This window comes from Pseudomonas sp. AL10 (genome assembly GCF_029960685.1).
Lineage (GTDB): Bacteria > Pseudomonadota > Gammaproteobacteria > Pseudomonadales > Pseudomonadaceae > Aquipseudomonas > Aquipseudomonas lactis.
Map to the genome: position 1 here is coordinate 21,445 of NZ_JASBQZ010000004.1, position 13,919 is coordinate 35,363.

Annotated in this window: 12 protein-coding genes; 6 read left to right on the forward strand and 6 right to left on the reverse strand. The window is 60.7% G+C overall.

Annotated features, from left to right (window positions below):
• The first annotated feature begins 9 nt into the window (after positions 1-9).
• The 3 genes from QK296_RS06295 to QK296_RS06305 are packed head-to-tail and all read left to right on the forward strand — an operon-like array spanning position 10 to position 5,524.
• Positions 10-1,236, forward strand: a complete 1,227-nt coding sequence (locus tag QK296_RS06295; protein WP_034134438.1) for a TolC family protein — start codon at positions 10-12, stop codon at positions 1,234-1,236.
• A 19-nt stretch (positions 1,237-1,255) separates the two neighbouring features.
• Positions 1,256-2,362 (forward strand): efflux RND transporter periplasmic adaptor subunit, encoded by a 1,107-nt coding sequence (locus tag QK296_RS06300; protein WP_057710673.1) that lies wholly within the window; start codon positions 1,256-1,258, stop codon positions 2,360-2,362.
• 18 nt (positions 2,363-2,380) lie between these two features.
• A complete protein-coding gene (locus QK296_RS06305; RefSeq protein WP_020301441.1) occupies positions 2,381-5,524 on the forward strand; it encodes a CusA/CzcA family heavy metal efflux RND transporter in 3,144 nt (1,047 codons plus the stop codon).
• A 142-nt stretch (positions 5,525-5,666) separates the two neighbouring features.
• On the opposite strand, the gene QK296_RS06310 is transcribed toward QK296_RS06305, so the two are convergent.
• The 3 genes from QK296_RS06310 to QK296_RS06320 form a co-directional block, all read right to left on the reverse strand.
• Complete coding sequence (locus QK296_RS06310; protein WP_169855848.1) at positions 5,667-7,058, reverse strand: heavy metal sensor histidine kinase; 1,392 nt, start codon at positions 7,056-7,058, stop codon at positions 5,667-5,669.
• On the reverse strand, positions 7,055-7,729 hold the full coding sequence (locus tag QK296_RS06315) for a heavy metal response regulator transcription factor (RefSeq protein ID WP_003188303.1): 675 nt from the start codon (positions 7,727-7,729) through the stop codon (positions 7,055-7,057). Before QK296_RS06315 ends, QK296_RS06310 begins: the two co-directional genes overlap by 4 nt.
• 338 nt (positions 7,730-8,067) lie before the next feature.
• A complete protein-coding gene (locus QK296_RS06320) occupies positions 8,068-9,387 on the reverse strand; it encodes an OprD family porin (protein WP_057710677.1) in 1,320 nt (439 codons plus the stop codon).
• Positions 9,388-9,613: 226 nt separating this feature from the next.
• On the opposite strand from QK296_RS06320, the gene QK296_RS06325 reads away from it, so the two are divergent.
• The 3 genes from QK296_RS06325 (at position 9,614) to QK296_RS06335 (ending at position 11,995) form a co-directional block, all read left to right on the forward strand.
• Entirely contained in the window at positions 9,614-9,946 is a 333-nt protein-coding gene (locus QK296_RS06325) for a DUF2790 domain-containing protein (RefSeq protein WP_003188305.1), read from the forward strand.
• A gap of 96 nt (positions 9,947-10,042) precedes the next feature.
• Positions 10,043-11,359, forward strand: a complete 1,317-nt coding sequence (locus QK296_RS06330) for a PAS domain-containing methyl-accepting chemotaxis protein (protein WP_056787003.1) — start codon at positions 10,043-10,045, stop codon at positions 11,357-11,359.
• 60 nt (positions 11,360-11,419) lie between these two features.
• A complete protein-coding gene (locus tag QK296_RS06335) occupies positions 11,420-11,995 on the forward strand; it encodes a flavin reductase family protein (RefSeq protein ID WP_169855847.1) in 576 nt (191 codons plus the stop codon).
• Between the two features lie 131 nt (positions 11,996-12,126).
• Here QK296_RS06335 and QK296_RS06340 read toward each other — a convergent pair whose 3' ends face one another.
• From QK296_RS06340 to QK296_RS06350, 3 genes are all read right to left on the reverse strand, one after another.
• Positions 12,127-12,363 carry a hypothetical protein gene (locus QK296_RS06340; protein ID WP_014716802.1) on the reverse strand — a complete coding sequence of 79 codons (237 nt, stop codon included), beginning with the start codon at positions 12,361-12,363 and terminating at the stop codon, positions 12,127-12,129.
• An 878-nt stretch (positions 12,364-13,241) separates the two neighbouring features.
• On the reverse strand, positions 13,242-13,478 hold the full coding sequence (locus QK296_RS06345; RefSeq protein WP_003188310.1) for a hypothetical protein: 237 nt from the start codon (positions 13,476-13,478) through the stop codon (positions 13,242-13,244).
• Positions 13,479-13,773: 295 nt separating this feature from the next.
• A complete protein-coding gene (locus tag QK296_RS06350; protein ID WP_274605456.1) occupies positions 13,774-13,899 on the reverse strand; it encodes a hypothetical protein in 126 nt (41 codons plus the stop codon).
• Between the last annotated feature and the right edge of the window lie 20 nt (positions 13,900-13,919).

A 13,919-nucleotide genomic window follows, 5' to 3' on the forward strand; every position in this document is an offset into this window, starting at 1 on the left:
ACTCTCGTTATGGCAATTTCCGTTAGAACACTGTTGGGGGCGGCGGCATTGGCATTGTGGATATCCGCAAACGCCGCCCAGGCACAACCTCTCACCCTCGATGCAGCCTTGCAAACCGCCTTCGCCAACAACCCGGACCTGGCGGCCGCTCAATGGGAAATTGACATCGCCCAGGGCGGTCGCCAGCAGGCCGGCTTGATCCCCAATCCGGTGGCCTCCTGGGACGCCGAAGACACCCGCCGCCGCAGCCGCACCACCAGCATCAAGCTCAGCCAGACCCTGGAACTGGGCGGCAAGCGCGGTGCACGTATCGAAGTGGCCAGCCGTGCCCAGGATGCCGCCGCGCTGACCCTGGAGCAGCGTCGCAACCAGCTGCGCGCCGAGGTCATCGACAGCTACTACGGCGCCTTGCGCGCCCAGGAACGCCTTGACCTGGCGCAACGCTCCATGACGCTTGCCGAACGCGGCCTGGTGGTCGCCAACGGGCGCGTCACCGCTGGCAAGTCGTCACCCGTGGAAGCCACTCGCGCCCAGGTGCAAGTGTCCGAAATTCGCCTGGAGTTGAACCGCGCCCAGATCGGCCTCACTGACGCCTACCGTCGCCTCGCCAGCAGCACCGGCAGCGCCGCCACCGACTTCCAGGCCGTCGCTACGCCAAGCACTTCCGTGCCGGCGTTACCCGCCGCCGCGCCATTGCTGGCTCGTCTTGAACAGACTGCGGAACTGCGCCTGGCCGAACTCAACATTGTGCAGAACGAAGCCAGCGTGGGCCTGGAAAAAGCCCAGCGCATTCCGGACCTGGATGTGTCCATCGGCAGCCAATACGACGCCAGTGTGCGCGAACGGGTGAACCTGGTGGGCGTGTCGATGCCCATTCCGCTGTTCAACCGCAACCAGGGCAACATCCTGGCGGCCACTCGACGCGCCGACCAGGCCCGCGACCTGCGCAACGCCGCCGAGTTGCGCCTGCGTACCGAAACCCGCCAGGCCCTGGACCTGTGGCAAACCGCGAACACCGAAGTGCGCGCGTTCAACCAGCAGATCCTGCCCGCCGCACAAAGTGCGGTAGACAGCGCCACCCGTGGCTTCGAGATGGGCAAGTTCAACTTCCTCGACGTGCTCGACGCCCAGCGCACCTTGATCGCAGCCCGCACCCAATACCTTGCGGCCACCGCCCAGGCTACCGAGGCCTGGGTACGCATCGAGCGCATTTACGGCGACCTCGCCCGCTTTTGATTTTTCTTGGAGTCTCCTGATGAACAAAAAACATGGCATGGCGCTCGCCGTCGCCCTGGGCCTGATGCTATCGGGCCTCGCCCTCGCCGAGGAAGAAGAAGGCAAGCTCGAACTCACCGAGCAGCAGATTCAAGCCGCCGGCATCCAGTTGGCCCAGGCGCAACCGCGCGCTATCAGCACCGTGCTGACGCTGCCGGGCGAGGTGCGTTTTGACGAAGACCGCACCTCCCATATTGTGCCCCGCGCAGCGGGCGTGGTAGAGGCGGTGAAGGTCAACCTGGGCCAGTCGGTGAAGAAGGGCGAACTGTTGGCGGTGATCGCCAGCCAGCAGATTTCCGACCAGCGCAGCGAACTGGCCGCCAGCGAACGCCGGGTCGAACTGGCGCGCACCACCTTCCAGCGCGAGCGTCAGTTGTGGCAGGACAAAATCTCTGCCGAGCAGGATTACCTTCTGGCGCGGCAGACCCTGCAAGAAGCCGAAATCGCCCTGAACAATGCGCGACAAAAGATGACTGCGCTCAGCGGCAGCGCGGTATTGGCCGGCGGCAATCGTTATGAATTGCGTGCGCCCTTCGCCGGTGTGGTGGTGGAAAAACACCTGGGGGTGGGCGAGGTGGTCAGTGAAACCAGCAATGCCTTCACCCTCTCGGACCTGTCCCAGGTGTGGGTCACCTTCGGCGTATTTCCCAAAGACTTGAACAAGGTTCGCGTGGGCAAACCGGTGAAAGTCAGCTCGACGGAAATGGGCACCGAAGTGCTGGGCACGGTGGCATATGTCGGCAACTTGCTCGGCGAACAGACGCGCACCGCTACCGTGCGGGTGACGGTCCCCAACCCTGACGACGCCTGGCGCCCGGGCTTGTTCGTGGCCGTGCAAGTGGCCACCGATACCTACCAGGCCAAGGTGACCGTGCCGCAAACCGCTATCCAGACCGTCGAGGACAAACCCTCGGTGTTTGTGCGCACGGCGGACGGCTTTATCACCCGCCATCTTGAACTGGGCGTCAGTGAAAACGGTTACGTCGAAGTGCGTAAAGGCCTGGAGGCCGGCGCGCAGGTGGCGACGGCTGGCAGCTTCATCCTCAAGTCCGAACTGGGCAAAGGCTCGGCCGAACACGCCCATTGATCCTGCGAGTGATTCCCCATGTTTGAGCGCCTTATCCAATTCGCTATCGAGCAGCGCATTATCGTGTTGCTGGCGGTGCTGTTGATGGCCGGTGTCGGCATCGCCAGCTATCAGAAACTGCCCATCGACGCGGTACCTGACATCACCAACGTACAGGTGCAGATCAACTCGGCGGCGGCCGGTTTTTCGCCGCTGGAAACCGAGCAGCGCATTACCTTTCCCATCGAGACGGCCATGGCCGGCCTGCCGGGCCTGCAGCAGACGCGTTCGCTGTCGCGTTCCGGTTTGTCCCAGGTCACGGTGATTTTCAAGGACGGCACCGACCTGTTCTTTGCCCGCCAATTGGTCAACGAGCGTCTGCAAGTGGCGCGCGAGCAATTGCCCGACGGCATCGAAACCGCGATGGGGCCGATTTCCACTGGCCTTGGGGAAATTTTCCTGTGGACCGTCGAAGCCGAGGACGGTGTGCGCAAAGAGGACGGTACGCCTTACACCCCCACCGACCTGCGGGTGATCCAGGACTGGATCATCAAGCCACAACTGCGCAATGTGCCAGGCGTGGCCGAGATCAATACCATCGGCGGCTTCGCCAAGGAATACCAGATTGCGCCAGACCCCAAGCGCCTGGCCGCTTACAACCTGACCCTCAACGATCTGGTCACCGCGCTGGAGCGCAACAACGCCAACGTCGGCGCCGGCTACATCGAGCGCAGCGGCGAACAGTTGTTGATCCGCGCGCCGGGCCAGGTGGCGTCTATCGACGACATCGCCAACATTGTCATCACCACCTCGGACGGCACGCCGATCCGCGTGCGCAATGTGGCCCAGGTCGACATTGGCCGCGAGCTGCGCACCGGCGCCGCCACCGAAAATGGCCGTGAAGTGGTGCTGGGCACGGTGTTCATGTTGATCGGTGAGAACAGCCGCAGTGTGTCCCAGGCGGTGGCGAAAAAGCTTGAGGAGATCAACCGCTCGCTGCCCGAAGGTGTGGTGGCCGTCACCGTCTACGACCGCACCAACCTGGTGGAAAAAGCCATCGCCACGGTGAAGAAAAACCTCTTCGAAGGTGCGTTGCTGGTGGTGGCGGTGTTGTTCCTGTTTTTGGGCAACATCCGTGCGGCGCTGATCACGGCGATGGTGATTCCGCTGGCGATGCTGTTCACCTTCACCGGCATGTTCACCAACAAAGTCAGCGCCAACCTGATGAGCCTGGGCGCGCTGGACTTCGGCATCATCGTTGATGGCGCGGTGGTGATCGTCGAGAACGCCATCCGCCGTCTGGCCCACGCGCAACACCGTCATGGCCGGTTGCTGACCCGCAGTGAACGCCTGCACGAAGTGTTCGCCGCGGCCAAGGAGGCGCGACGCGCGCTGATCTTCGGGCAGTTGATCATCATGGTGGTGTACCTGCCGATCTTCGCCCTCACGGGCGTGGCCGGGAAGATGTTCCACCCCATGGCTTTCACGGTGGTGATTGCCTTGCTCGGCGCGATGATTTTGTCGGTGACCTTCGTACCGGCGGCGATTGCGTTGTTCGTCACCGGCAAGGTCAAGGAAGAAGAAAACATTGTGATGCGCAGTGCGCGCCGGGTGTATGACCCGGTGCTCAACTGGGTGATGGTGCGTCGGCCCCTGGTGTTCGGCTTGGCCGCTTTGACCATCGTCGTCTCGGGCCTGGTTGCCAGCCGCATGGGCAGTGAGTTTATCCCCAGCCTTAGCGAAGGCGACTTTGCCCAACAGGCGCTGCGTGTGCCCGGCACCAGCCTGACGCAATCGGTACAGATGCAGCAGCAACTGGAAAAAACCTTGCTGGCCCAAGTGCCGGAAATCGAGCGGGTGTTTGCGCGCACCGGTACGGCGGAAATTGCCTCCGACCCGATGCCGCCGAATATCTCCGACAGCTACGTGATGCTCAAACCCAAGGACCAATGGCCGAACCCGAAGAAGTCCCGCGAGGCAATCATCGCCGATATCCAACGGGCCAGCGCGATTGTGCCGGGCAGCGTGTATGAGCTGTCGCAGCCGATCCAGTTGCGCTTCAACGAGCTGATTTCCGGGGTGCGCAGCGACGTGGCGGTGAAGGTGTTTGGCGACGATATGGCGGTGCTCAACCAGACTGCCGGGGAAATCGCCGAGACCTTGCAAAAGCTCAACGGCGCCTCGGAAGTGAAGGTGGAACAGACCTCCGGCCTGCCGGTGCTGACCATCAATATCGACCGCGACAAGGCCGCTCGCTTTGGCCTGAATGTGGGTGATGTGCAGGACACCATCGCCGTCGCGGTCGGTGGGCGCCAGGCCGGTACGTTGTACGAGGGCGATCGGCGTTTTGACATGGTGGTGCGCTTGTCCGACACGTTGCGCACCGATATCGACGGCTTGTCACGGCTGTTGATCCCGGTGCCGGCGCTGGCGAGTAGTACCTCGGGGCAGTTGGGCTTTATCGCCTTGTCCCAGGTTGCCAGCCTCGACCTGGTGCTGGGCCCCAACCAGATCAGCCGCGAGAACGGCAAGCGCCTGGTGATCGTCAGCGCCAACGTGCGTGGGCGCGATATTGGCTCGTTTGTCGAGGAGGCCGAAGCCGCCATCACCACCCAGGTGAAGGTCCCTGCCGGTTACTGGACCACCTGGGGCGGCCAGTTCGAACAGTTGAAGGAGGCTTCTGAACGCTTGCGCATCGTGGTGCCGGTGGCCTTGCTGTTGGTGTTCGGGTTGCTGTTCATGATGTTCAACAACCTCAAGGACGGCCTGCTGGTGTTTACCGGCATCCCCTTCGCGCTCACCGGCGGGATCATGGCCCTGTGGCTGCGCGATATTCCGTTGTCGATTTCAGCGGGGGTGGGCTTTATCGCCTTGTCGGGCGTGGCGGTGCTTAATGGCCTGGTGATGATTGCCTTCATCCGAAACCTGCGCGAGGAAGGCCGCTCATTATCGGTGGCGATCCACGAAGGCGCGTTGACCCGCCTGCGCCCGGTGCTGATGACGGCGCTGGTGGCGTCCCTGGGCTTTATCCCCATGGCACTCGCCACCGGCACCGGCGCCGAAGTGCAGCGCCCGTTGGCGACGGTGGTGATTGGCGGGATTATTTCTTCGACCTTGCTGACCTTGCTGGTGCTGCCGGCGTTGTACCAGTGGGCTCATCGCCGCGATGAAGAGACCGCCTGACAACCGTGAAAACGCCGCAATGTGCGGGCTTACCCTCTGTAGGAGCGAGCTTGCTCGCGAAAAACCCTAGGCGCCGCGTTTATTCAGGAAACACGCGTTATCGTTGACGTTTTTCGCGAGCAAGCTCGCTCCTACATTGGGCCTAGGCTGGCTTCGAAGGAAACACAAGGCTGAACCGCGTAAAACGTCCAGCCTGGCTGGTGACATGAGCATGCCCCTGATGCAAATGCATGATCGATTTCACAATGGCCAGTCCCAGCCCGGTGCCGCCCTCTGCACGGGTACGGCTGCTGTCGGCGCGGTAGAAGCGTTCGAACAGGTGCGGCAGGTGGTGCGCTTCAATGCCACGCCCTGGGTTGCCCACCGACAGCGATACGCTCTGCTCGTAGGTCTCCACCAACAGCAACACGGTAGAGGCCTCGGGTGTGTGGCGAATGGCATTGGAGAGCAAGTTGGAAATCGCCCGCTGGATCATCAGGCGATCGCCGGTCACCCAGGCATCGCCGCGCAGGCTCAGGGTGATGTGTTTGTCTTCGGCACTCAGGGCAAACAACTCCATCACGCGCTGGGCTTCCTGCGCCAGGGACACCTCGGTGAAGGAGGCCCGCGCCGCCGGATGGCTGACCTGCGCCAGAAACAGCATGTCGCTGACAATCCGCGCCAGGCGTTCGAGCTCTTCGGTGCTGGACTCCAGCACCGCCTTGTATTCCTGCGGTGGGCGTTGGCGCGACAGGGTCAACTGGGCCTTACCCATCAGGTTGGTCAGCGGCGCGCGCAGTTCGTGGGCCAAGTCGTCGGAGAACTGCGAGAGTTGCTGCACCCCGGCATCCAGGCGGTCGAGCATCACGTTGATGCCGTGGGCCAGTTCACCCAGTTCGTGGGGCAGGTTGTCTACGGACAAGCGATGGGTGAGGTCTTGGGTGGTGACTTTCGCCGCCACCTGGCTGAACTGCTTCAACGGCGCCAGGCCGCGTTGCACCAGCCACCAGGCACCCATGCCAATCAGTATCAACAGCAGCGGCAGCGCAATCAGCGTGGCGCGCAGGTAGGCACTGAGCAACGCCTGGTCGTCCATGCGGTCCAGGGACAGCAACACCCGCACACGTTCACCGTTGGCCAGGCGCATCAAGCTGGAGGCACTGAGTATCTGGTTGCCGTAGCTGTCGACCCAATTGAGGTAACCAAGGGTTTCCCGTGGTTTGAAGTCAGTGAGCAGCGGTTCCTGGGGCTTGCTGCCGACGTTCAGCAGCACGCTGTTATCGGGCGCGGTGCCGACAATGGTCAGGTGGAAGTTGTCGTGGCCCATCACCAGGTCTATCAGTGAGTGTGGGCGAGCGCGAATACCGTGGGCATCCAGGCCCAGGGCCAGGCTGTGCTGGATCTGTTCCATCTTGCTTTCCAGGTTCTTGCGCGCGAGTTTTTCCAGCTCATGGGTGAGGGCCAGGTAGGCCAGGGTTGCCAGCAGCAGCACCAGGCCCGCGCCCATCAGGCTGACCGTCAGGCCCAAGCGCATCGACAGGCTGCCGGTCTTCATGGGCGCGCTTCCAGCACGTAGCCCACGCCACGAATGGTGTGGATCAGCTTGACCTCGCTCTGGTCATCCACCTTGGCGCGCAGGCGGCTGATGGAGACTTCCACCACATTGGTGTCGCAGTCGAAATTCATGTCCCACACCAGGGAAATAATCTGCGTGCGGGTCAGCACTTCGCCGGCCTGGCGCATCAGTACTTGCAGCAGGGCGAACTCCTTGGTGGTCAGGTCGATGCGCCGGGCGCCGCGATAAGCGCGGTGGCGACGCGGGTCCAGTTCCAGGTCCGAGACGCGGAACACTTCCGGCTGTGGAATGTGCTCGCTGCGGCGCATCAGGGTGCGCACCCGTGCCAGCAGTTCGGGAAACTCGAACGGCTTGACCAGGTAGTCGTCGGCGCCCATGTCCAGGCCCTTGATCTTGTCAGCCAGTCGGCCACGGGCGGTGAGCATCATCACGCGCTGGGTACCATTGCGGCGCAATTCTTCCAGTACTTGCCAGCCATCCTTGCCCGGCAGATTGACGTCCAGAATCACCAGTTCATAGGCGTGTTGCCCGGCCAGGTGCAGGCCGTCGATGCCATTGGCGGCGCAGTCGACCACGTAGCCACTTTCGTTCAGGCCCTGTTGCAGGTAGTCGGCGGTTTTCTGCTCGTCTTCAACCACAAGAATACGCATGGGGGGGTTACCTCTTGAATTAGGGGAGAGAAGGCGCCCATGTCCCTATGGCGGCGGTTATCGGAGTAGGAAAAGTCTGAAGGCTAAAGTAACTTCAGGGTCAACTGCGACCATCGGCCGCATGGAGCCGCAGGCAAAAAAAACGCCCCAAGCGGGGCGTTAAAAATTCATCTCTTTCCAAAGGAGCTACACAAAAGCTTCAGAGATGAATGTGCTCGGTGAATAAGTTGAAGCGAGTATAGAAAGTTCCACTTAACGAGAAGCTGAGGCCAATATTACAATTTTGATAACCGGCTATTTGTGAACAGATGTTAGTTAATCGCGAGCGAATGTAAGGGCTACAACACGACCAAGGGGTATTCGGCAATCAGACGAACTTCTTCCAGGTCTGACTCGAACGCACTGGAGCGCACGGTGGCCTGGCGCACGCGTAGGGACAAATCCTTCAAACGCCCACTTTGCACCACGTACTTGGCCTCGATATCCCGTTCCCAACGGCGTTGATCGGTCAAGGGGTTGCCCGCTGCATCGCGGCGCATATACACGGCATTGGCGTTGCTGTAGTCGGCGCCGGTGCCTTTGCCGTAGCGGGTCATGAACGACAGGCCGGGAATGCCGAACGCCTGCATGTCCAGGTCGTAGCGCACCATCCATGAGCGCTCCTTGGGCGCGTTGAAGTCGCTGTACTGGATCGAGTTATTGAGGAAGATCGAGTCTGACTGGCGCAGGTAGTCGAAATCATCGTCGCCGTTGTTACGTTGGTGGGACACGGCCAGGCTGTGGGCACCGACCTTGACCCCGAGCCTGGCGCTCCAGATGTTGTTGTCGAACTCGCCGAGCCGTTTCTGGCCTTCGTCCACGGCCTTGTAGTAGTTGAAGTCGCCGAACAATGACATGTCGTCGGTCAATGCGTAATTGGCATTGCTGCCGAAGTAGTACTGGTCCCAGGCGTCCTTCAAGCGGCTGCTGTACAGGCTAAAGCCCAGGTGGCTGTTGAGCTGATAGTCACCGCCGAAGTAGGCGATCCAGGGCGAGTCGACCTTGCCTGCATAGAAGGTGGCAAAGCCTTTGTTCATGCCGCTTTCACTGGGCTGGCTCATGCCGCTCAGGCGCCCGCCTTGCAGGCTCAAGCCTTCCAGGCTGGTGTTTTGCAGGGTGACGCCGCGAAAGCTCTCGGGCAACAGGCGAGAGTCGCCGTAGGCCACCACCGGGGTGAGTGGGAACACGTCGCCGGCCTTGATCACCGTGTCCAGCACGCGCAGTTTTGCCGCGCCGCCGATTTTGCTGTAGCTGTTTTCCGGCTGGTTGTCGCTGTTCACCGGCAGCACGCCGAACGAGCCTTTGCCGCCGCTGCGGCCGCTGCCCGAGTCAAGCGTAAGGCCGTACATGGCGAACGCGTCCAGACCAAAACCCACGGTGCCCTGGGTAAAACCGGATTCGAATTTGCCAATAAAGCCCTGGGCCCAGGCTTCTGAGTAACCATTGCCGGTGGGGCTGGACTGGCCTTTGCGGTCATCGCGGTTGAAGTAGAAATTGCGTGCCAGCACGTTGATGCGACTGCCCTCGATAAAACCCTCGGGCTTGTCCTCCACCGCCATGGCGGCCATGGGCAGTGCAGCCATCAGTGAAAAGGGAAGGGTGTAATGACGAATGCTCATGATGCGCTCCTCGGTGATGGCAGTTATCAGCTTCTTATAGAGGCGGGCGTTCTTATTGATCTGGCCCTGGCTGATAGTTGCAAACGACGGATAACAGCTGCATGGCGCGAAGATTACAATTCTGGAAACTAACGGCCATCTAACAAATAAGTAATGTTCTGGTGAACCTGGCGTCAGGGTGGGTTGGTTAATCTCGACACTGAACTTTTCAGTCGAGGAAACCGCAATGAACTTTTATAAAGTAGGTGTGGCTGTATTAACGGCTGTGTTGTCATTTGGCGCGCTGGCCGAAGGGGGCGGGGATCGCACCTTTGCCCTGATGATGGAGCGCAATGAGAAAGCCATGGCCGCCTACGCGATCAAAAAAGGCAAGCCGGTGCCCGAGGTCCAGGCTTACCGCTATGGCATGGACCTGGACATTGCCAAGGTCGTCAACGTGACGCCGCCGATCCGCTCGTGCAACGTCGTGCCCTCGCGCATGACCTATGAAGACTCCAGCGGCAAGCTCAATACGCTGGAATATCAGGTCATGGGCGTATGCCGTAACAATGGCGGTTGAAAATATAGTTCGGCCCAGGGCTCAAGCGCTCTTCAGAAAACCCCGGCAACGCCGATGCAAGTGAGTACACCCACCTCACTTGCCTAACGGTGCCCCATGTTCAATACCCGCCTGAAGCAGGAGCTGACCGCTCTGCGCGAAGAATTGTCGAGCTTGCTTCAGGTGAAAGAGAGCCTGGAAAGCGAAATGCTCTGCCTGACGCTGGACCCTGAAGGCCGTGTGGAGTGGGCCAATGCCAACTTCCTGCAGGAGCTGGCTTACTCGCTGGGCGAGATTGTCGGGCGCGCGATCGAAGACCTGGTGCCAGCCCATGTGCGCCAGGACCCGTTCCAGCTGCGCTTCAAGCACGCGCTGGCCCGCGGCGAACACTTTGCCGGCGCCGTGCGCCTGATGCGTGGCAATGGCAAAGAGGCCTGGTTGCGCTCAATCGTGCAGCCGGTGCGCAGCTCTGAAGGGCGCATCAAGCAGTTTTCGATGTTCTCCAGCGACCTTACCCGCACCATCGAGAGTTCGCGTGAACATGAAAACCTCATCACTGCGTTGATGCGTTCCACCGCGTTGATCGAGTTCGACCTGGAAGGGCATGTGCTCACCGCCAATGACCGCTTCCTCGGCGCCATGGGATACAGCCTGGCGCAGATCGAAGGCAAGCATCACCGTATGTTCTGTGAACCGCAGGAATATAACAGTGCCGAATACCAGCAGTTCTGGAAGCGCCTGAACGCCGGTGAGTTCGTCGCCGCGCGCTTCAAACGAGTGGACAGCCACGGCCGCCTGGTGTGGCTGGAGGCCACCTACAACCCGGTGGTGGATGCCAATGAGCGACTGTACAAAGTGGTCAAGTTCGCCACGGTCATTACCGAGCAGGTCAACCGCGAGCAGGCGGTGGCCGAGGCCGCCAATATTGCCTACAGCACCTCTTTGCAAACCGACGACAGCGCCCAGCGCGGCACCACCGTGGTCACCCAGGCCGTGGACGTGATGCGCGACCTGGCCCAGCACATGCAACAGGCCGGTGAAGGCATCGAGGCGTTGAATGCCCAGTCCCAAGTGATTGGCAGCATCGTCAAGACCATCAGCGGCATTGCCGAGCAAACCAACCTGCTGGCGCTCAACGCCGCCATCGAAGCGGCGCGTGCCGGGGAGCAGGGGCGTGGCTTTGCGGTGGTGGCCGACGAAGTGCGGCAACTGGCGTCACGCACCAGCAAAGCCACCGAGGAAATTGTCGGTGTGGTGCGCCAGAACCAGGACATGGCCCGCGACGCGGTGGCCTTGATGGCCGACGGGCGGGCGCAAGCCGAGCAGGGCCTGGCCCTGGCGGCCGAGGCGGGTACTGTGATCGTCGAGATTCAAGACGGTGCGCAAAAAGTGGTGAGTGCGGTCGGGCAGTTTGCCAATCAGCTGTCGAGCTGACCTGTGGGGCTTGTGCTTGAGGTATCTTAGGTCTTTTCTCGCTTGCAGAGCTGATCGACCATGAGCCCTACGTTCCGTCGCCCCGTCCCACTGTCCAAAGCTTACCGTTTGCTCAACCACGGGCCGACCGTGTTGGTGAGCGCAGCCCACAATGGTCAGCGCAATATCATGGCCGCTGCCTGGGCCATGCCGCTGGATTTCGAACCACCGAAAGTCGCGGTGGTGCTCGACAAGGCCACCTGGACTCGCGATCTACTGGAAGGCGCTGGTACCTTTGTGTTGCAGGTGCCTTGTGTTGCCCAGGCTGATCTGGTGCAGACGGTGGGCAATACCCGCGGTGTTGAAGCCGATAAATTCGCAGCCTACGGCTTGCACAGCTTCAGCGGTGAGCACACCGAGGCGCCGATGCTGGAAGGCTGTGTGGCCTGGTTGGAGTGCCGCCTGCTGCCCGAGCCGCATAATCAGCAGGCCTATGACCTGTTCCTGGGCGAAGTGGTCGCGGCTTATGCTGATGAGCGGGTATTCAGTGATGGCCACTGGCATTTTGAAGGGCATGATGAACTGCGCACGTTGCACCATGTGGCGGGTGGGAATTTCCTGGCCATTGGCCAACCGATTGTCGGGCGCCAGCTCTGACAGAGGCGCAAAGCCACGAAGATCAACTGTGGGAGCTGGCTTGCCTGCGATGGCATCACCTCGGTGTACCTGATGTACCGAGGTGTCTGCATCGCAGGCAAGCCAGCTCCCACATGGGGTTTATGGTGTCTTCAGGTTCGTGGCATGCACTCGAGGGTGCGGTTTACTACGGTCTTGGCCATCTCCAGCAAGTGCCATACGGCATGGATTCGGGCGCGGTCGTGGGGTTGCAGGTGATCGCAACAGTCCCACACCGTGGCCGATGCGCTGTTGATCAGATGGGAAATATAGAGTTGAGCGTCTTCGAAGCTGAGCTCTTCATTGACGACGAGGCAATCCATGGGTGGATCGGGAAGTGCTTTGGTCATGGTGTAACTCCTGATTAAGGCAGAAGCCGGCCCAGTCGCGACTAAACGAAGGGTGGCGGCTGTACGCAGGTTAGTCGACCGGCTAATCAGGAAAATCCGGCGCACCCGAGGGTGCCCTGCGCACAGCCACCATAAAACCTCATGGAGGACCATGCGCCTGATTAGAGTCCGGGCGACTAAACCCGATCACTGAAAAGGCAGTGACGGACCGAAGACTAGCCATCGATTCCAACAGGCACAAGGCGGCGGGGATTGTCTCGGAAACGTCCTGCAATTTAAAGGGACACGGCTTGCTGGCCTTTTACAAACCATGACCAAATGCCAGTAACGCCTGACTCCAAACCGGGGATGGGCTTGTCCCCATGACCACCTGCCAACCGACACCTATCTACCTGACACCCAGCGATTCAAGTGTGTGCGGGCTTGCTCGCGAAGGCGGCCTGACAGCCGACCGGGATGTTGGATCAGATCGAGTACATATCCGTTATTTAGGTAACGGCCACTTAGGGTTCCGCCCCTCGGCGGCTCACTTTTGAACAGCGCAAAAGTAAGCAAAACGCTCTTGCCCCACCACTCGGCACCTCGCTTAGGCTCGGTGTGCCCGTAATCCGCCAGTGATTTGGGGGGCCGCCGCCACGCGCCATCCATGGCGCGGGGCGGCTAAACCGGCATCCCTGCCGGTTTACCCCCCAAATCACTGTCGAATTCCGGCCAGCGTGGTTTGACGGGGCGCCTAAGATCAAGATCAAGAGCGGCTCGCTTCGCATCGTGGTTACCGTTGACGGCTACAGTGCGATGGCATCAACGGGGTGCGCCTGATACACCGCGGTGCCTGCATCGCAGGCAAGCCAGCTCCCACTTGGGGTTTATGGGGTTTTTCAGGTTCGTGGCATGCACTCAATGGTGCGGTTTACCACGGTCTTGGCCATCTCCAGCAAGTGCCATGCGGCATGGATTCGGGCGCGGTCGTGGGGTTGCAGGTGATCGCAACAGTCCCACACCGTGGCCGATGCGCTGTTGATCAGATGGGAAATATAGAGTTGAGCGTCTTCGAAGCTGAGCTCTTCATTGACGACGAGGCAATCCATGGGTGGATCGGGAAGTGCTTTGGTCATGGTGTAACTCCTATTGAGCAAGGGAGCGACCACTTACGCTGCTAAACGTAAGGTGGCAGCTGTACGCGGGTTAGCAGACCGGTCAATAGGAAAACCGGCGCACCCGAAAGTGCCCCGCGCACAGCCACCATAAACGTATGGGTGAACCTGTGCCTATTGAGTTCGGGCTGCTAAACCCGATCACTGAAAAAGCAGTGACGGACCGAAGACTAGCCATCGATTCCAACAGGCACAAGGCGGCGGGGATTGTCTCGGAAACGTCCTGCAATTTAAAGGGACGCGGCTTGCTGGCCCTTTACAAACCATGACCAAATGCCAGCAGCTGGGCAGCTTTTGTAGGAGCGAGCTTGCTCGCGAAAAACTCACCGGCGCCGCGTTCATTCAGGAAACCCGCGTTATCGTTGACGCTTTTCGCGAGCAAGCTCGCTCCTACAGTCCCCA